Here is a 19,049-nt window from a genome sequence, read left to right as displayed (position 1 = left end):
TCTCTCGTGTTTGCCAGTCTATGGCAGTGACGGCTTCATGCAGCCCGGGCTGCGCTCAGCATGGATCAGGGTGAAGGGGACACCGCACAATGACCGAAGTCAACAGGCCGCCCCGTGTCGGAGGCTGGACCCGTTTCGTGACGGCCCGCCCCCGGTTGTCGCTGCTCGCGGCCCTGGTGATCACCGCGCTCGCCGTGCTCGCGGGCAGCGGCGTCGCCGACCGGCTGGGCAGCGGCGGCTGGGAGGACCCGAACGCCGAGTCGACCTATGCGACCAAGGCGCTGGAGCGCGAGTTCCCCGCCTCCCAGTCCAACCTCCTGCTCTTCGTGGACGCGGGCGACGCCTCGGTGGACGACCCCGCGGTCGCCGCGGAGGCCCGGCGGATAGCAGCGCGTCTGGCCGGCGAGAAGGGGATCACGGGGGTCGGTTCCTACTGGCAGGCGGACCCCTCGGCGGCCGCTGCCCTGCGCGCCGAGGACGGCCAGGAGGCCCTGATCGCCGCCCGCATCACCGGCCAGGAGAAGGAGGCGGGGGAGACCCTGGACCGCATCGCGCCCGAGTTCCGGGGTGCGCACGGCCCGGTGGAGGTCAGCGTCGGCGGCCCGGTCGCGGTGCGCCACGAGATGCAGACGATCATCCAGGAGGACCTGATCCGGGCCGAGGTGATCGCCCTGCCGGTCACCCTGGTGCTGCTGGTGATGGTCTTCGGCAGCGCGGTCGCGGCCCTGCTGCCGCTCGGTATCGGCATCGTCGCCATCCTCGGGACGAACGCGGTGCTGCGCGGCCTCACCGAGGTCACCGACGTCTCGGTCTTCGCGATGAACCTCACCACGGCCCTGGGCCTGGGCCTGGCCGTCGACTACGCGCTCTTCATCGTCCGGCGCTTCCGTGAGGAACTCGCCACCGGCGCCGAACCGTTGACCGCGGTCGGCACAACCCTGCGCACAGCCGGCCGCACCGTGCTCTTCTCGGCCCTCACCGTCGCGGTGTCCCTCGCGGCGATGCTGCTCTTCCCCCAGTACTTCCTGCGGTCCTTCGCCTACGCCGGTATCGCGGTGGTGCTGCTGGCCGCGGCGGCCGCGCTGATCCTCCTCCCGGCGGCACTGGTCCTGCTCGGCCACCGGGTCAACTCCCTGGACCTGCGCCGCCTGTTCCGGCGCGGTCGGCGCGCGAGCGGGCCGCAGGACCCGAAGGCGTCCGCCCAGGAGCCCGGCACATCCGCTACGTCCGGCACGTCCGGCCCCTCAGGCGGGACCGGCCCGTCCAGCGCCTCGGAAGGCAAGGCCTGGGCCCGCACGGCGAACCTCGTCATGCGCCGCGCCCCCTTCTTCGCCCTGGGTACCACCGCCGTCCTGGTCCTGCTCGGACTGCCCTTCCTGGGCGTGAAGTTCGGCACCGCTGACGACCGCCAGCTGCCGTCGAGCGCCGAGTCCCATGTCGTGCAGCAGCACATCCGCGACGGCTTCCCGGGCAGCCCCGGCGGCGGCCTGGAGGTGCTGGCCGAGGGGCGCGCGACCGAGGCGCAGTACGCCGCCTACAAGGAGCGGATCGCCGCCCTCCCGGAAGTGCTCCGCGTGGACGGGCCGCTGGTGCAGGGTGACTCGGCGTACTTCACGGTGCTCCCGAAGGGCGAGGCGGTCGACGACCCGGCCCAGCGCCTGGTGGACGAACTGCGCGCCACACAGGCGCCGTTCGACACCAAGGTGACCGGCGCGGCCGCGGTCCTGGTCGACTCCAAGGACGCGATAGCCGAGCGCCTGCCCCTGGCGGCAGCCTTCATCACGATCGTCACCCTGCTGCTGGTGTTCCTGCTGACGGGCAGCGTGCTGATCCCGATCCAGGCGGTGGTGCTCAACGCGCTGAGCCTGACGGCGATGTTCGGCGCCGTGGTCTGGATCTTCCAGGACGGCCATCTGTCCGGCCTGCTCGGCTTCACCACCCCAGGCTCGATCGAGACGACCCTCCCGGTGCTGATGTTCTGCGTCGCCTTCGGCCTGTCGATGGACTACGGCGTGTTCCTGCTGTCCCGCATCAAGGAGGAGTACGACACGACGGGCGACCACGACCAGGCGGTCCGCCACGGTCTGCAGCGCACCGGAGGACTGATCACCGCGGCGGCCGTGATCCTCGCGGTGGTGATGGTCGCGATAGGCACCTCGCGGGTGACCAACACCAAGATGCTCGGCCTCGGCATCGCCCTGGCCGTGCTGATGGACGCGATGATCGTCCGCAGCCTCCTGGTCCCGGCGATCATGCGCCTCACGGGCCGGGCGACCTGGTGGGCCCCGGGACCGCTGCGGCGCTTCCACGAGCGGTTCGGAGTCAGCGAGTCGGGCGACGAACCGACGCCGGCCCCGGCGACCGAACCCACTCAGGAGCGGGACAAGGTGAGCGCGCACCGCTGACCTGCGAGGGGGTGCGGGTGCCGTACCGCAACCCCGGTGGAGCGTCTAGCGTTCCCCACGATCTCCGTGCAAGGGGCGCGGCCGAAAGGAGACCGGCATGCGGGCAGTGGTGTTCGAGCGGTACGGCGAAGCGGCCGAGGTGCGTGAGGTGCCCGACCCGCACCCGGCCCCGCACGGAGTGACCGTGCGGGTCGAGGCGACGGGGCTGTGCCGCAGTGACTGGCACGGCTGGCAGGGCCACGACCCCGGCATCCGGCTGCCGCATGTGCCGGGCCATGAAATCGCCGGCGTGGTCGAGGCGGTGGGCGACCGGGTGACCGCCTGGCGCCCCGGCGACCGGGTCACCGTGCCGTTCGTGTGCGCCTGCGGCAGCTGCGCGGCGTGTGCTGCCGGCGACCAGCAGGTCTGCGAGCGTCAGACCCAGCCCGGCTTCACCCACTGGGGCTCCTTCGCCCAGTACGTGGCGCTGGATCACGCCGATGTGAACCTCGTCGCCGTACCCGAGGAGATGTCGTTCGCGACGGCGGCCTCGCTGGGCTGCCGGTTCGCCACGGCGTTCCGGGCGGTCGTGCAGCAGGGCCGGGTGGCGGCGGGGGAGTGGGTCGCCGTGCACGGCTGCGGCGGGGTCGGCCTGTCGGCGGTGATGATCGCGGCGGCGTCGGGCGCGAGGGTCGTCGCGGTGGACGTCTCACCGCAGGCCCTGGACCTGGCGCGGAAGTTCGGGGCAGCGGAGTGCGTGGACGCGTTGAGCACACCAGATACCGCGGCCGCGATCCACGCCCTGACCGGCGGCGGGGCCCACCTCTCCCTGGACGCCCTCGGGTCACCCACCACCTGCGCCGCCTCCGTCAACAGCCTGCGCCGCCGAGGCCGGCACATCCAGGTGGGCCTGCTGCCCTCGGAGTCCGGCACGACCCCGGTCCCCATGGCCCGCGCGATCGCCCTCGAACTCGAACTGCTGGGCAGCCACGGCATGGCCGCGCACACTTACCCGCCGATGCTGGAGCTGGTGCGGGCGGGTGCGTTGCGGCCGGATCTGCTGGTGACGTCGACGATCACGCTGGACGCGGTGCCGTCGGCACTGACGGCGCTCGGGACGGCGCCGGGGGCGGGGGTGACGGTCATCGAGCCGTGGAGCTGAGATCTGCCTCGGAGCCGAGGTCCGCGGAGCTGAGCGCGGCCCACTGGTGGTCGAGGAGGGCCATCAGCACCTCGTCGACCCATTCGCCGTCCCGCAGTTCGACCTCCCGGCGGATCCCCTCGACCGCGAATCCGACTTTCTCGTAGACGTGCAGGGCGCGGAGGTTGTAGGCGTACGCCTCCAACTGGATCCGGTGCAGTCCCAGTTGTTCGAAGCCGTGGCCGACGATGAGCCGGGCGGCCTCGGTGCCCAGGCCCCGGCCCCGGCCGCGCGGTCCGATCAGGGTGCGGAAGGTGCAGCTGCGTGCGTCGGGATCCCACTCGTACAGCACGACCTCACCGACGAGTTCGCCGGTCGCGCGATCGATGACGGCGAGGTCGAGGCGGTCCGGCTGGTCGGAGCGGGTGCCGTACCAGGAGCGCAGGCGTTGAGGGGTGAGCTCGGCGGGCGAATCCCCGGTGAAGCGCTGGACCTCCGGATCGCCGATGATCTCCCACATGCCTTCGGCGTCAGCCTCGGTGAACGGGCGGAGCACGGTTCTGTCGCCGGTCAGGGTGGGTTTGACGGAGAAGCTCATGGGGCGACTGTGCCCCACGGGGCGGTGGGGGCACAGCCGATTTTCCGGGAGGTCAATCCGATCTGCGCCCTCGGTTGCCCGGGCGGGACGCTACCCAGGCCCGGACGGTGTCGGGATACCAGAAAGGCTTGCCGCGCTCCACATGGTCGGGCGGCGGCAGCAACCCGTGCTTGCGGTAGGACCGTACGGTGTCCGGCTGCACCTTGATGTGAGCCGCGATCTCCTTGTAGGACCAGAGCCTTCGGTCGGTCATCGGTTGCACCTCCCTGCGCGCGCCGCGGCGGCGACCGGGGGCGGTCGTCGGGGGTACCGTGCGCTGCGCTGGCGATCACAAAGCCTGTGCCCCGCCAACGACGCACCGTGAGAAGGGGACAGTGCCTGTGCACGGGGTGTGACGCAAGACCTGCGGACATGCGACATGTGTGACACGGAAGGTGCCTTTGTGACACGAGTGCTGCAAAGGCACCGGAGTCGTGCAGGGCGCGGCACATTGACAGCCCCCCCCGCTAAGTCGCCCCAAGGGGGCGCGGGGCCGTGTCGACTTGCGGCTCCGCCGCGTGGGCGCGGTCAGCCCCCACAACCCGCACACGCCCCACCACCGCACCCGGCGGACGCCCAGGCGCCCGGCATCCCAGGCAGGACCTCGTTCGAATGTCCGGACAAAATATTGACAGCCCTCCCCGGTCAGGCTAGAAAACCGAAGAGAGCCGAAGCGCAACGCTGACGGAAGCGCCGCCACAAGGGAGACCGAGGGAAACCGATGGCGTACGACTTGATCACCATGGGGCGGATCGGAGTGGACCTCTACCCCCTGCAGACCGGCGTCCCGCTGCCGCAGGTCACGTCCTTCGGCAAGTTCCTCGGCGGCTCGGCGAGCAACGTAGCGGTCGCCGCGGCCCGCCTGGGACGCCGTACCGCGGTGATCACCCGCACCGGCGACGACCCCTTCGGCACCTACCTCCACGAGGCCCTGAAGGGCTTCGGCGTCGACGACCGCTGGGTCACCCCGGTCCCCGGCCTGCCCACCCCGGTCACCTTCTGCGAGGTCTTCCCGCCGGACGACTTCCCGCTGTACTTCTACCGGCAGCCCAAGGCCCCTGACCTGGAGATCGACGCCCACGAGCTGGACCTCGACGCCATCCGTGACGCCCGTATCTTCTGGGTCACCGGCACCGGCCTGAGTGAGGAGCCCAGCCGTACGGCGACGCTGGCGGCGCTCGCCCATCGTGCCAAGGCCGGTACGACGGTCTTCGACCTCGACTGGCGTCCCATGTTCTGGAAGGACACAGCCGGGAGCGGCCCCGACGCGGCCCGCCCCTTCTACGCCGAGGCCCTGAAGCACACCACCGTCGCCGTCGGCAATCTCGACGAGGTGGAGGTCGCGACCGGCGTGCGCGAACCGCATGCCGCGGCCCGCGCGCTGCTGGACGCCGGTGTCGAGGTCGCGGTCGTCAAGCAGGGCCCCAAGGGCGTCCTCGCCGTCAACAGCAAGGGCGACCAGGCCGAGGTGCCGCCGCTGCCCGTGAACGTGCTCAACGGGCTCGGCGCCGGTGACGCCTTCGGCGGTTCGCTCTGCCACGGCCTGCTCGAAGGCTGGGACCTGGAGACGATCACGCGGCACGCCAATGCGGCCGGCGCCATCGTCGCCTCCCGTCTGGAGTGCTCCTCCGCGATGCCGACGCCGGACGAGATCGAGGCCGCGATCGCCGCGGGGGCCGTCAAGTGACCGTCGACATCGGAGAACTCGTCCGCCTGCGCACCCAGCGCCCCGAGGCGATCGCCGAGGCGGCGGCCCGCCGCCCCCGCCGCCCGCTGCTCGGCGACTCCGGCCGGCTGATGATCGTCGCCGCAGACCACCCGGCCCGGGGCGCCCTCGGTGTCGGAGACCGCAGACTCGCCATGGCCAACCGCGCCGACCTGCTGGAACGTCTCTGCCTTGCGCTTGGCCGCCCCGGCGTCGACGGTGTCCTCGCGACCGCGGACATCCTGGACGACCTGCTGTTGCTCGGCGCCCTCGATGGCAAGGTCGTCATGGGGTCCATGAACCGCGGCGGCCTGCAGGGCGCGAGCTTCGAACTCGACGACCGCTTCACCGGCCACCGCCCCGAGGACATCCGGCGCCTCGGATTCGACGCCGGCAAGCTGCTCCTGCGTATCGCCTACGACGACCCGGGTTCCCTCACCACCCTGGAGTCCACCGCCCGTGCCATCGACGAGATGGCGGCGCGGGAACTCCCGGTCTTCGTCGAACCGTTCATCAGTCACCGCACCCCCGAGGGCAAGATCGCCAACGACCTGTCCGCCGAGGCCGTCACCAAGTCCATCGCCATCGCCTCGGGTCTCGGCGGCACCTCCGCCTACACCTGGCTGAAGCTCCCGGTGACCGAGAACCCCGACGACATGGCCGAGGTCATGCAGACCTCCACGCTGCCGACGGTTCTGCTCGGCGGCGAGGTCGGCGACGATCAGGACGGGGCATACGAGAAGTGGCGCGGCGCACTCCAACTGCCCACCGTGCAAGGCCTGGTGGTCGGACGCTCGCTGCTCTACCCGGCGGACGGGGACGTGGCCGGCGCCGTCGACACCGCCGTAGGACTGCTGTGAGGGCCTTATGACGAACCACGAGCCGCACACCGGGACGAACAACGGGCCGTACGCCGGGACGGGCAACGGGCTGTACGTCCCGACGGGCACCACCGCCGACGCGAACTACGTGCTCGACATCGACCCCAAACGGGCCGGGTGGACCCACAGCAGCCTGCGGATCGTGGAGTTGGAGCCCGGTGGCACGCACATGTTCACCACCGGTGACAGTGAATGGATCGTGCTTCCGCTGAACGGCGGATGCACCGTGGACATCGAGAACGAGAAGTACCAACTCCTGGGCCGGGACAGCGTATTCAGTGGAGTCACCGACTTCGCCTACGTGCCCCGTGACGCCCGGGCACAGATCGCCTCCGGCGCGGGTGGCCGCTTTGCTTTGGCAGGAGCGAAGTGCGAGCGAAGACTCCCCGCCCGCTACGGCCCCGCGCCGGAGGTCTTGGTCGAAGAGCGCGGCAGCGGCTCCTGCACGCGCCGAGTCCGCAACTTCGCCTCCGCCGACGCCTTCGACTGCGACAGGCTCATCGCCGTCGAGGTGATCACCCCCGGCGGCAACTGGTCCTCGTATCCGCCGCACAAGCACGACGAATCCCGGCCCGGCCAGGAGTCCGAGCTGGAGGAGATCTACTACTTCGAGATCGACGGCCCGAACGGATTCGGCTACCAGCGCGTATTCCCCTCGCGTGAGGGCGGATCCGACGTCCTCGCGGAGGTCCGCTCCGGTGACGCCGTGCTCGTCCCCGACGGATGGCACGGCCCGTCCATCGCCCAGCCCGGTCACGACATGTACTACCTGAACGTGATGGCCGGTCCGGGCGAGACGCGGGAGTGGCGGATCTGCTTCCATCCGGACCACGTAGAAGGCACAGGGGGTTACCGATGACCTCAACGACGAGGCTCACGGTCGCACAGGCGCTCGTCCGCTTCCTGTCCGCCCAGTACACCGAGCGGGACGGCGTACGGCAGCGCCTGATCGGCGCCACCTGGGGCATCTTCGGCCACGGCAACGTCGCCGGGATCGGCCAGGCGCTCGTCGAGTACGGCGAGGTCATGCCGTACCACCAGGGCCGTAACGAACAGGCGATGGTGCACGCGGCCGTCGGGTTCGCCCGCCAGTCGAACCGCCTCTCCACACACGCCGTGACCACGTCCATCGGCCCCGGCGCGACCAACCTCGTCACCGGCGCCGCCCTCGCGACCATCAACCACCTCCCGGTGCTGCTCCTCCCCGGCGACATCTTCGCCACCCGCCCCGCCGACCCGGTCCTCCAGCAGCTCGAAGTGCCGTATGCGTGCGATATGTCGGTGAATGACTGTCTACGCCCGGTGTCGAAGTACTTCGATCGGATCACCAGGCCGCAGGCCCTGATCCCGTCGGCCCTCCATGCCATGCGGGTGCTCACGGACCCGGTCGAGACGGGCGCGGTCACCCTCGCGCTGCCGCAGGACGTCCAGGCCGAGGCGTACGACTGGCCGGACGAGTTCTTCGCCGAGCGCGTCTGGGCCGTGCGGCGTCCGGGCGCCGATCCGACCGAACTCGCCGAGGCCGTACGGATGATCCGCGGCGCCCGGCGCCCGCTCGTCATCGCCGGCGGCGGCGTCCACCACAGCCGCGCCGAGGAGGCCCTCGCCGAGTTCGCGGAGTTCACCCGCATCCCGGTCGCCTCCACCCAGGCCGGCAAGGGTTCCCTGCGCCACGACCACCCCCAGGACGTCGGGGGAGTGGGCCACACCGGCACCGCCGCCGCCGACGAACTCGCCCGCACCGCCGACCTGGTGATCGGCGTCGGCACCCGCCACACCGACTTCACCACCGCCTCCGGCACCCTCTTCACCGGCGACGGCGTGCGCTTCCTCAACCTCAACATCGCGCCCTACGACGGCCACAAGCTCGCCGGCATGCCGCTCATCGCGGACGCCCGCAGCGGCCTCGCCGAGCTGACCCAGGCGCTGGAGATCCACGAGCACCGGGTCACCGACTCCTACGTCATCGAGTACACCGAGGACAAGGAGCGCTGGGAGCAGCGCGTCGACGCCTGCTATGAGGCCGACGAGCCGGACGTACGGCCGACGCAGCCGCAGGTCCTCGGCGCGCTGGACGCTATCGTCGACGAGTCGGACGTGATCATCAACGCCGCCGGTTCGCTCCCCGGCGACCTGCACAAACTGTGGCGGGCCCGCTCCCGGGACCAGTACCACGTGGAGTACGGCTACTCCTGCATGGGCTACGAGATCCCGGCCGCGATCGGCGTGAAGATGGCCGCGCCCGAGCGCGACGTCTGGGCGCTGGTCGGCGACGGCATCTATCTGATGATGCCGACCGAGATCGTGACCGCCGTGCAGGAGGGCGTCGCGATCAAGGTGTTGCTGGTGCAGAACCACGGGTACGCGTCCATCGGCGGCCTGTCGGAGGAGACGGGTGCCGAGCGCTTCGGCACCGCCTACCGCCACCGCGCGGCCGACGGCACCTTCACCGGCGCCCCGCTCCCCGTCGACCTGGCCGCCAACGCGGCCAGCCTGGGCATGCGGGTGCTGCGCGCGAAGACCGTACGTGACCTGCGCGAGGCGCTCGCCGAGGCCCGCGCGGCGGACACTCCCACATGTGTCTACGTCGAGACCGAAACGGCAGACACTGTGTCGGGCGCGCCGCCCGCGCATGCCTGGTGGGATGTTCCTGTGGCCGAGACCGCGACCCGACCGTCGGCGGTCAAGGCACGGGAGCTGTACGAACGGCACGTCTCGACCCGACGCCGCCATCTGTGAAGGAGTTACTGGGCATGACGAAGATCGTCAACCACTGGATCGGCGGCAAGACCGCCGAAGGCGCGTCGGGCACGTTCGGGCCGGTCACCGACCCGGCGACCGGCGCGGTCACCACGAAGGTCGCGTTCGCCTCGGTCGACGAGGTGGACGCCGCGGTCGCGTCCGCCAAGGAGGCCTACGCGACCTGGGGCCAGTCGTCGCTGGCGCAGCGCACCTCGATCCTGTTCAAGTTCCGGGCGCTGCTGGACGCCAACCGGGACGCGATCGCCGAGCTGATCACCGCCGAGCACGGCAAGGTGCACTCCGACGCCCTCGGTGAGGTGGCGCGCGGCCTGGAGATCGTCGATCTGGCGTGCGGCATCAGCGTGCAGCTGAAGGGCGAGCTGTCGACGCAGGTCGCCAGCCGCGTGGACGTCTCGTCGATCCGGCAGCCGCTCGGTGTCGTCGCGGGCATCACGCCGTTCAACTTCCCGGCGATGGTCCCGATGTGGATGTTCCCGATGGCCATCGCGTGCGGCAACACCTTCGTGCTGAAGCCGTCCGAGAAGGACCCGTCGGCGGCGATCAAGATCGCTGAGCTGCTGGCCGAGGCCGGTCTCCCCGACGGCGTCTTCAACGTCGTCCACGGCGACAAGGTGGCCGTCGACCGGCTGCTCGAGCACCCGGACGTCAAGGCCGTGTCCTTCGTCGGCTCGACGCCGATCGCCCGCTACATCCACACCACGGCCGCCGCCAACCACAAGCGCGTCCAGGCCCTGGGCGGCGCCAAGAACCACATGCTGGTCCTCCCTGACGCCGACCTCGACGCGGCCGCCGACGCCGCCGTCTCCGCCGCCTACGGCTCCGCGGGCGAGCGTTGCATGGCCATCTCCGCCGTCGTCGCCGTCGGCTCCATCGGCGACGAGCTGGTGGAGAAGATCCGCGAGCGCGCCGAGAAGATCAAGATCGGCCCCGGCAACGACCCGACCTCCGAGATGGGCCCGCTGATCACCGCCGTGCACCGCGACAAGGTGGCGTCCTATGTCGAGGGCGCGGCGGCCGAGGGCTGCGAGGTCGTGCTCGACGGCACCGGATACACCGTCGACGGTTTCGAGGACGGCCACTGGATCGGCATCTCGCTGCTCGACAAAGTGCCCACTTCCGCGAAGGCGTACCAGGAGGAGATCTTCGGCCCCGTCCTGTGCGTGCTGCGCGCCGAGACGTACGAGGACGGCGTGGCGCTGATCAACGCCTCGCCGTTCGGCAACGGCACCGCGATCTTCACCCGGGACGGCGGCGCCGCCCGCCGCTTCCAGCTGGAGATCGAGGCCGGCATGGTCGGCGTGAACGTCCCGATCCCGGTCCCCGTCGGCTACCACAGCTTCGGCGGCTGGAAGGACTCGCTCTTCGGCGACCACCACATCTACGGCAACGACGGCACGCACTTCTACACCCGCGGCAAGGTCGTCACCACCCGCTGGCCCGACCCGGCCGACGCCCCCACCGGCGTTGACCTGGGCTTCCCGCGCAACCACTGAGCACAGCGTTCGCGTGCCCGCTGAGCTGCTGGTTCCTGTTCAGCGGGCACCGTCTGCCCTGTCCAGGATCGGGCCCCGGGGCGGGCGTCTTGGGTGTGGTGCGCGGTGTCCGCGGCGGGGGCTGCGGAAGTCACTGTTCGGCAACGTGAGTCGCATGACCTGTAGCGCCTGGGCAGTCTGTCCGGGTGCAGATGACAGAAGCCTTTGCGACGACCGTCGCCTCTGTGTCGTCGGCGATTCTCATCGCCGGCACGTTGGAGGCGGCCGCCTTTGGCAAGGCAGTTCAGGGTTGGACACGCACAGCGGTCGACAACTTCATGAACAAGGGCGTGGAACTGGCGGCCATGACGCCGTCAGAACGCGAGGTGGCCTCGCGGGCATTCAAGGCCGAATGGTTGCCGAAGTATGGCTTGGGGGCCGCGAAGTCGCTCTCCTTTTTGGCGCTTGGCCTCCTGTGGGGTGTGCTCATGGTCGCGCAGGCCGTGGCGATCCTCATGTGCCTGCTTTGGCTGGCGGACCCGAAGGGGCCGAAAGACGTCGAGATCGCCAAGGCGCTGGTCGGTATTGTGGCCGCCGGCGCCGTCGTCGTCGCTGCGGTGCCGATCATCCGCGTGATGTACTCGCCCCTCGGTCCTCTGGCAGAAGTGTGGCTGGAGCGGAGACTCAGGGAAGCGGCTCGTCGGCTCTCCGCACCGAGCGCGGATGAAGAGCAGGCCGAGGAGTTGGCGCCGCGGCGGCTTCCGAGCCCGCGCGAACCCGATGAAGCCCCGGCCGGGGACAGTCCAGAGTTCCCGCGCAACCACTGACACCCGGTGTCGGGGGCCGTCCGAATCGCGGACGGCCCCATTTTTTTGTGCGCCCGCGCTGCGGTTCCCGCACCCGTTCAAGCCGCCCAGTACGCGGCCTTGACGCGACGTTAACGCGCGAAGTAGGGCGTCGGAGCCACGGATTCCGTAGGTGAACACCCATTGACGCGATGGTTTCCGTCAATGTTGCATCCCCCTCGTGACCGACACCCTCACCCCCGTCGAGGGCGCCGCAGTCGAGGCGTCGGACGGCCCCCAGAAGCTGAAGCGCTCCATCGGCGTGGTCGGCGGCACCCTGCTCACGCTCTCCTGCGTGACCCCGGCCTCCACCCTCTTCGTGGTCGTCCCCGACCTGTTCGGCTCGCTCGGCACCGCCACCGCCCTGACGATCGCCATCGGCTCCCTGCTCTGCATCGCCGTGGCGTTCTGCTACTCGGAGCTGGGCACCCTCATCCCCAGCGCGGGCGGCGAGTACGCGATGGTGTCCACGCTGGCCGGACGGCTGGCGGGCTGGCTGGTCTTCGTGCTGTCGCTGCTGGTCGTCATGGTCGTCCCGCCGGTGATCGCGATGGGCACGGCCGACTACCTCGCCCCGATCGTCGACCTCGACCCGTCGATGGCCGGCGCAGGCGTCATGCTGCTCGCCACCCTCGCCGGCCTGCTCGACCTGCGCGCCAACGCCTGGATCACCGGCGTCTTCCTGGTCCTGGAGGTCATCGCCGCGGCCGTGGTGGCGGTGCTGGGCTTCGCGCACGCCGAGCGCGGCCCCGCGAGCCTGGTCTCGATGGAGGTGGCCGGAGCGGACGGCCGTACGGACACCGTGACGGCCCTGCTCGTCGTCTCCGGGCTCGCGATCGCCCTCTTCGTCACCCAGGGCTTCTCGACGGCCGTCTACCTCTCCGAGGAACTGGAGAACCCGCGCCGCAACGTCGCCCGCACGGTGCTCGCCACCCTCGCCATCTCCGCCGTGATCATCCTGGTCCCGGTCGCCGCGATCACCCTGGGCGCCTCGGACATCGGGGAACTGACCGGCGGCGACATCGGCGCCATGGTCACCGCCTGGTCCAACTCCGCGGTCGGCACCTTCGTCAGCCTCTGCGTGGCCCTGGCGATCATCAACGCGGGCATCGTCATGGTCATCCAGAACTCCCGCGTGCTGTTCGCCTCCGCCCGCGACCAGGCCTGGCCCGAGCCGGTCAACAACGTCCTCGCCAGGCTCGGCCGCTTCGGCTCCCCGTGGGTCGCCACCCTCGCCGTCGGAGTGCCCGGCGCCGCGCTGTGCTTCGTCAACCTCGACACCCTGTACGGCGTGACGGGCGTCTCGGTGACCGGCATGTACCTCCTCGTCGCGGTCGCCGCGCTGGCGGCCCGCCGCACCCCGCACAAGCACACACCGGCATGGCGGATGCCGCTGTGGCCGCTGATGCCGGTGCTGTTGATCGTGGTTCTCGTGTACATCCTCAGCCGGCAGGAGACGAGTCACCTCCTTTGGACGGGCGGCATCACGGCGGTGGCCACCCTGTACTGGGCGCTGTACCTGCGCCCCCGCAGGCAGACACGGTGGCTCGTTTCCATTCCGGAGGACCAACAGACCTGAAGGGGCGCGGGGAATGCGCCGCCGTACCACGGACGCGGTAGACAAAAGCCCCGCCGTACCCCCACGGGAGGTCCCGTGATTCAGCCCTCGGTCGATAACTTGCCGACAGGTTCGCCCCGTACCGTTGGAGCATGGATCTTCGACTGCCCGCGCTGCGAGGGCTGCGGAAGCCGCGGCGGCTGCTGGCCCCCGCGGCCGCCGTTGTCGTTTTTGCCGGTGCCGGGACATGGACGGCCGTCGCCGACGACGACGCCCCGGCGGTACGGCGCGCCGACCGGATCATGGACATGGGCGACGGGGTGCGCATCGACACCTCGTACTTCACGGCCGCCGACAGCGGCCGCCGCCCCGCCGTCCTCCTCGCGCACGGCTTCGGCGGCAGCAAGGACGACGTACGGCAGCAGGCCGAGGACCTCGCCCGGGACGGGTACGCGGTCCTGACGTGGTCGGCCCGCGGCTTCGGGAAGTCGACCGGCAAGGTCGGCCTGAACGACCCGAAGGGCGAGGTCGCCGACGTCTCCCGACTGCTCGACTGGCTGGCGAAGCAGCCCCAGATCGAGCTCGACAAGGCCGGCGACCCGCGCGTGGGCATGGCGGGCGGCTCCTACGGCGGCGCCATCTCGCTGCTGGCCGCCGGCCACGACGACCGGGTCGACGCCATCGCCCCGGCGATCACGTACTGGAACCTCGCGGACGCCCTGTTCCCGAACGGCGTCTTCAAGAAGCTCTGGGCGGGCATCTTCGTCAACACCGCGGGCGGCTGCGACAAGTTCGAGACGCAGATCTGCGACATGTACGAACGGGTCGCCGAGTCCGGCACTCCGGACGCACCGGCCCGCACCATGCTGGAGGAGCGCTCACCGTCCGCCGTCGGCGACCGCATCGACGTGCCGACCCTGCTCATGCAGGGCCAGTCCGACTCCCTCTTCACGCTCGGCCAGGCCGACCGCGCGGCGAAGGCGATCCGCGCCAACGGCGCCCCCGTCGACGTCGACTGGATCTCCGGCGGCCACGACGGCGGCGACATGGAGACGAGCCGTATCCAGGGACGCGTGCAGTCCTGGTTCGACCGCTACCTCAAGGACGACAAGAGCGCCGACACCGGCCCGGCCTTCCGCGTCACCCGCACCGGCGGCGTCGACTCCACCGACGGCCAGGCCATGCTGCGGGGCGCGAGCGCGGACACCTACCCCGGCCTGGAGAGCGGGCGGAAGTCCATCGCCCTCACCGGCCGCGAGCAGCGCTTCGCCAACCCGGCCGGCGCCAACCCGCCCGCCGTCTCCGCCCTGCCCGGCCTCGGCGGCTCCGGCGGCCTCGCCCAGCTGTCCTCGCTCGGCGTCGGGGTGTCGCTGGACTTCCCGGGCCAGTTCGCCGCGTTCGAATCGGCACCGGTCGCCGACAACCTGCACATCACCGGCTCCCCGACGGCGACCGTCCACGTCAGGTCGACCAGCGAGGACGCGGTGCTCTTCGGCAAGGTCTACGACGTCGGCCCCGACGGCACCCAGCAGGTGCTGCCGTCCCAGCTGGTCACGCCCCTGCGCGTCGAGGGCGCCAAGTCCGGCAAGGACGTGACGGTCACGCTCCCCGCCATCGACCACGACATCGAGAAGGGCCACAGCCTGCGCCTGGTCCTGTCCTCCACGGACCTCGGCTACGCCTCCCCGGCCTCCCCGGCGACGTACACGGTCTCCCTGAAGGGCGACCTGTCCGTGCCGACCGCGCCCGGCGTGAGCACCGCCGAGACCCCGCTGCCGGCCTGGGTGTGGTGGCTGCCGCCGGCCGCCGCGGTCATCGCCCTGGCCCTGCTGCTGACGGCCCGCCGCCGCACCGCCACCCCCGCGCCCGACCCGGAGCTGGCCGAAGTCCCGCTCCAGATCACCGACTTGAGCAAGCGGTACGCGGGCTCGCAGGACCGCTACGCGGTACAGGACCTGTCCTTCCGGGTCGAGAAGGGCCAGGTCCTCGGCCTCCTCGGCCCGAACGGCGCGGGCAAGACGACGACGCTGCGCATGTTGATGGGCCTGATCAAGCCGGACGCCGGCGAGATCCGCATCTTCGGCCACGCCATCCGCCCCGGCGCACCCGTCCTCTCCCGCGTCGGCGCCTTCGTCGAGGGCGCCGGCTTCCTCCCGCACCTCTCGGGCCGGGAGAACCTGGAGCTGTACTGGCAGGCCACCGGCCGCCCGCCGCAGGACGCCCACCTCGACGAGGCCCTGGAGATCGCCGGCCTCGGCGACGCACTCGCCCGCGCGGTGCGCACGTACTCCCAGGGCATGCGTCAGCGCCTGGCCATCGCCCAGGCCATGCTCGGCCTCCCGGACCTCCTGATCCTCGACGAACCGACCAACGGCCTCGACCCGCCCCAGATCCGCGAGATGCGCCAGGTGATGATCCGCTACGCGGCCGCGGGCCGCACGGTGATCGTCTCCAGCCACCTGCTGGCGGAGGTCGAACAGTCCTGCACCCACCTCGTGGTGATGGACCGCGGCCGCCTCGTGCAGGCGGGCCCGGTCGCCGAGATCATCGGCTCGGGCGACACGCTCCTCGTCGGCACTGCCACGGCGGTGGAGGAGCCGGTCGTCGAGAAGGTCGCCGCCCTCCCGGGCGTGGCCTCGGCCGTGCGCACCGACGACGGGATCCTGGTCCGGCTCGACGCGGACGGCACCGCACAGCGTCTGGTCACCGAACTGGTCCGCCTCGAGGTGCCCGTCCAGTCGGTGGGCCCGCACCGCCGCCTGGAAGACGCCTTCCTCACCCTGATCGGAGGCTCCGCATGAGCACGCTCACCGAGCGCACCGGGGTCGCCTCCGGCTACCGGGCGGGCCGTACGCTGCCCCTGAGGGTCGAACTGGTCCGCCAGCTCAAGCGCCGCCGCACGCTGGTGATGTTCGGCATCCTGGCCGTGCTGCCGTTCGTGCTGGTGGCCGCGTTCGCGATCGGCGGCGAACCGGACGGCGGCGGCAACCGCATCACCTTGATGGACACGGCCACGGCGTCCGGCGCCAACTTCGCCGCCGTGAACCTGTTCGTCTCCGCGGGCTTCCTGCTGGTGATCCCCGTCGCGCTGTTCTGCGGGGACACGGTGGCCTCCGAGGCCAGCTGGTCCTCGCTGCGCTACCTGCTCGCGGCCCCCGTGCCCCGGGCCCGCCTGCTGTGGTCCAAGCTCGTGGTCGCCCTCGGCCTGAGCCTGGCCGCGATGGTGCTGCTGCCCCTGGTCGCCCTGGCCGTCGGCACGGCGGCGTACGGCTGGGGCCCGCTGCAGATCCCGACCGGCGGCTCGCTGGACACGGCCACTGCGGCGCAGCGCCTGCTGGTGGTGGTGGCGTACGTCTTCGTGTCCCAACTGGTCACCGCGGGACTGGCGTTCTGGCTGTCGACCAAGACGGACGCCCCGCTCGGCGCGGTCGGCGGCGCGGTCGGCCTGACCATCGTCGGCAACGTCCTCGACGCCGTGACCGCCCTCGGCGACTGGCGCCACTTCCTGCCCGCGCACTGGCAGTTCGCGTGGGCGGACGCCGTCCAGCCCCGCGCCGAGTGGTCCGGCATGATCCAGGGCGCGGCGATTTCCGTAACGTACGCCCTCATCCTGTTCGCCCTGGCCTTCCGCGGTTTCGCCCGCAAGGACGTGGTGTCGTAGGTCACCGGAAGATCACCCACCGGTCTCGACGGGCCGTCCCCGTGCCCTCTTCGAGACGCATCCGCAACGCTCCGTAGCGCACGTTCCGGCCCCCTGGCCCGTCACAGTCGCAGAAGTCGACGTCAACGGACCAAGGGGGCACGGACGATGAAGCGGTACCGAACACGCAGGCTGAACGTCACCCTGCTCGCGCTCACCACGGCGGGCGCCCTGCTGCTCACCGGATGCAGCGGCAGCGGCAGCGGGGGTCACTCGGCGGACGACGCCGGCAAGGGAGGCGGCAACAGCCGGGGCGCCTTCCCCGCCCCCGAATACAACGGGAACGACGGGCACGACGAAGACCGGGACGACGCCTCCCGCGACTTCGCGCCCGAGCCCGACCTCCTCTCCACCTTCGCCCTCGACGTCGACACCGCCTCCTACGGTTACGCCCGCCGCACCCTCGCCGAGGGCCGCATGCCCGACCCGTCGACGGTCCGTCCCGAGGAGTTCGTCAACAGCTTCCGCCAGGACTACGACCGCCCCGACGGCAACGGCTTCTCGGTCACCGTCGACGGCGCCCGCACCGACCGCGAGGGCTGGTCCCTGGTCCGCGTGGGCCTGGCCACCCGCCCCGCCTCCGACCCCGGCGAACGTCCGCCCGCCGCCCTCACCTTCGTCATCGACATCTCCGGCTCCATGGCCGAACCGGGCCGCCTGGACCTCGCCAAGGACTCCCTCGGCGTCATGACGGACCGGCTGCGCGACGACGACTCGGTCGCCATCGTCACCTTCAGCGACGAGGCCGAGACGGTACTGCCGATGACCCGCGTGAACGACAACCGCGCCGAGATCCACGAAGCCATCGACACCCTGGAACCCACGGACTCCACCAACCTGGGCGCGGGCATGGAGACGGGCTACGAAACGGCCGTCGAAGGCCTCCGCGGGGGCGCCACCAACCGCGTGGTCCTCGTCTCCGACGCCCTGGCCAACACCGGCGACACCGACGCGGACACCATCCTCGAACGCATCTCCACCGAGCGCCGCGAGCATGGCATCACCCTCTTCGGCGTCGGCGTCGGCAGCGACTACGGCGACGCCCTGATGGAACGCCTCGCCGACAAGGGCGACGGCCACACGGTGTACGTCTCGGACGAGGACGACGCCCACGAGGTCTTCAGCCGCCAACTCCCGCGGAACATCGACCTCACCGCCCGCGACGCCAAGGCACAGGTCGCCTTCGACCCCGAGACGGTCCGGGAGTTCCGGCTCGTCGGTTACGACAACCGTCAGGTCGCCGACGAGGACTTCCGCAACGACAGCGTCGACGGCGGCGAGATCGGCCCCGGCCACACCGTGACCGCCCTCTACGCCGTCCGCACCGAGCCGGGCACGGAAGGGCACCTCGCCACGGCGAGCGTCCGTTGGCTCGACCCCAAGTCCCGTGCCCCGCACGAGGAGTCCGGCCAACTGGAGACCGGCTCCCTCGAGGACTCCGTCTGGAACGCGAGCCCCCGCTTCCAGGTCACGGCCACGGCGGCCTACTTCGCCGACGCACTCCGCCTCGGCGACGACCGCGGGCCCTCTTTGCCAGGCGCCACCCGCCTGCCCGAACTGGCCGACCGCGCCGATGACTTGGCCACCACAACGGAGGACACGGCCGTCCGCCACCTCGCAACAGCCATCCACCAGGCCACCAACCTGGCCCCGGGCGACTGACCAGACCCAGTTTCCCTCGCCCCCGCCGCCCCTACCCGTCCCATACCTGAGGGCCGCCGCCCCCAGACCCCCGCTTCGGCCTGAACGGCCTCGTCCTCAATCGCCGGACGGGCTGAAATGCCTGGACCGGCGTTTGAGGGTGACCACTGGCAGTGCCCCCCTGAGAGGGCGCGCACCCCCACGGACCGCCGGTCGCGTACGGCGGTAAGGGGACGTGCCGGGGGGTGTCCGCCCGCAGTGGCCGGCGTCAAGAAACGAAAACCACCCTGCCCAACCCCAACCGCCGGTCCGAGGACGGACA

The 19,049-nt window shown here is 71.0% G+C and carries 14 protein-coding genes; 12 read left to right on the top strand and 2 right to left on the bottom strand.

What is annotated here, in order from left to right; translation table 11 throughout:
• Positions 1-89: 89 nt before the first annotated feature.
• On the top strand, positions 90-2,405 hold the full coding sequence (locus ACWGDB_RS19545; RefSeq protein WP_453823531.1) for an MMPL family transporter: 2,316 nt from the start codon (positions 90-92) through the stop codon (positions 2,403-2,405).
• 97 nt (positions 2,406-2,502) lie between these two features.
• Complete coding sequence (locus ACWGDB_RS19540; protein ID WP_453823530.1) at positions 2,503-3,546, top strand: zinc-dependent alcohol dehydrogenase family protein; 1,044 nt, start codon at positions 2,503-2,505, stop codon at positions 3,544-3,546.
• On the opposite strand, the gene ACWGDB_RS19535 is transcribed toward ACWGDB_RS19540, so the two are convergent.
• Positions 3,527-4,123: a GNAT family N-acetyltransferase gene (locus ACWGDB_RS19535; protein ID WP_453823529.1), complete on the bottom strand. Its 597-nt coding sequence runs from the start codon at positions 4,121-4,123 to the stop codon at positions 3,527-3,529. The genes ACWGDB_RS19540 and ACWGDB_RS19535 overlap by 20 nt on opposite strands.
• A 52-nt stretch (positions 4,124-4,175) precedes the next feature.
• Positions 4,176-4,376: a helix-turn-helix transcriptional regulator gene (locus ACWGDB_RS19530; RefSeq protein ID WP_453823528.1), complete on the bottom strand. Its 201-nt coding sequence runs from the start codon at positions 4,374-4,376 to the stop codon at positions 4,176-4,178.
• Positions 4,377-4,883: 507 nt separating this feature from the next.
• On the opposite strand from ACWGDB_RS19530, the gene iolC reads away from it, so the two are divergent.
• The 10 genes from iolC (at position 4,884) to ACWGDB_RS19480 (ending at position 18,748) form a co-directional block, all read left to right on the top strand.
• Entirely contained in the window at positions 4,884-5,849 is a 966-nt protein-coding gene (gene iolC, locus ACWGDB_RS19525) for a 5-dehydro-2-deoxygluconokinase (RefSeq protein ID WP_453823527.1), read from the top strand.
• A complete protein-coding gene (locus ACWGDB_RS19520; RefSeq protein ID WP_453823526.1) occupies positions 5,846-6,727 on the top strand; it encodes a Cgl0159 family (beta/alpha)8-fold protein in 882 nt (293 codons plus the stop codon). The genes iolC and ACWGDB_RS19520 overlap by 4 nt, the downstream gene beginning before the upstream one ends.
• Before the next feature lie 7 nt (positions 6,728-6,734).
• Complete coding sequence (gene iolB, locus ACWGDB_RS19515) at positions 6,735-7,607, top strand: 5-deoxy-glucuronate isomerase (protein WP_453823525.1); 873 nt, start codon at positions 6,735-6,737, stop codon at positions 7,605-7,607.
• The gene (gene iolD / locus ACWGDB_RS19510; RefSeq protein ID WP_453823524.1) at positions 7,604-9,487 is read left to right on the top strand and encodes a 3D-(3,5/4)-trihydroxycyclohexane-1,2-dione acylhydrolase (decyclizing); all 1,884 of its coding nucleotides are present in this window, start codon (positions 7,604-7,606) and stop codon (positions 9,485-9,487) included. The genes iolB and iolD overlap by 4 nt, the downstream gene beginning before the upstream one ends.
• Positions 9,488-9,501: 14 nt before the next feature.
• Positions 9,502-11,004 carry a CoA-acylating methylmalonate-semialdehyde dehydrogenase gene (gene mmsA, locus ACWGDB_RS19505; protein ID WP_453823523.1) on the top strand — a complete coding sequence of 501 codons (1,503 nt, stop codon included), beginning with the start codon at positions 9,502-9,504 and terminating at the stop codon, positions 11,002-11,004.
• Between the two features lie 185 nt (positions 11,005-11,189).
• On the top strand, positions 11,190-11,810 hold the full coding sequence (locus ACWGDB_RS19500; protein WP_453823522.1) for a hypothetical protein: 621 nt from the start codon (positions 11,190-11,192) through the stop codon (positions 11,808-11,810).
• Between the two features lie 199 nt (positions 11,811-12,009).
• Complete coding sequence (locus ACWGDB_RS19495) at positions 12,010-13,407, top strand: APC family permease (RefSeq protein WP_453823521.1); 1,398 nt, start codon at positions 12,010-12,012, stop codon at positions 13,405-13,407.
• Positions 13,408-13,538: 131 nt separating this feature from the next.
• Positions 13,539-16,187, top strand: coding sequence for a CocE/NonD family hydrolase (locus ACWGDB_RS19490; protein ID WP_453823520.1), 2,649 nt, complete (start codon positions 13,539-13,541; stop codon positions 16,185-16,187).
• Positions 16,184-17,047 carry an ABC transporter permease gene (locus tag ACWGDB_RS19485; RefSeq protein WP_453823519.1) on the top strand — a complete coding sequence of 288 codons (864 nt, stop codon included), beginning with the start codon at positions 16,184-16,186 and terminating at the stop codon, positions 17,045-17,047. Before ACWGDB_RS19490 ends, ACWGDB_RS19485 begins: the two co-directional genes overlap by 4 nt.
• A 147-nt stretch (positions 17,048-17,194) precedes the next feature.
• A complete protein-coding gene (locus ACWGDB_RS19480; protein ID WP_453823518.1) occupies positions 17,195-18,748 on the top strand; it encodes a YfbK domain-containing protein in 1,554 nt (517 codons plus the stop codon).
• Positions 18,749-19,049: the final 301 nt, after the last annotated feature.

It is taken from the genome of Streptomyces sp. NPDC055013 (genome assembly GCF_053608645.1).
The sequence above is the reverse complement of the archived record's forward strand: the minus strand, read 5'-3'. Positions and strand labels throughout refer to the sequence as shown.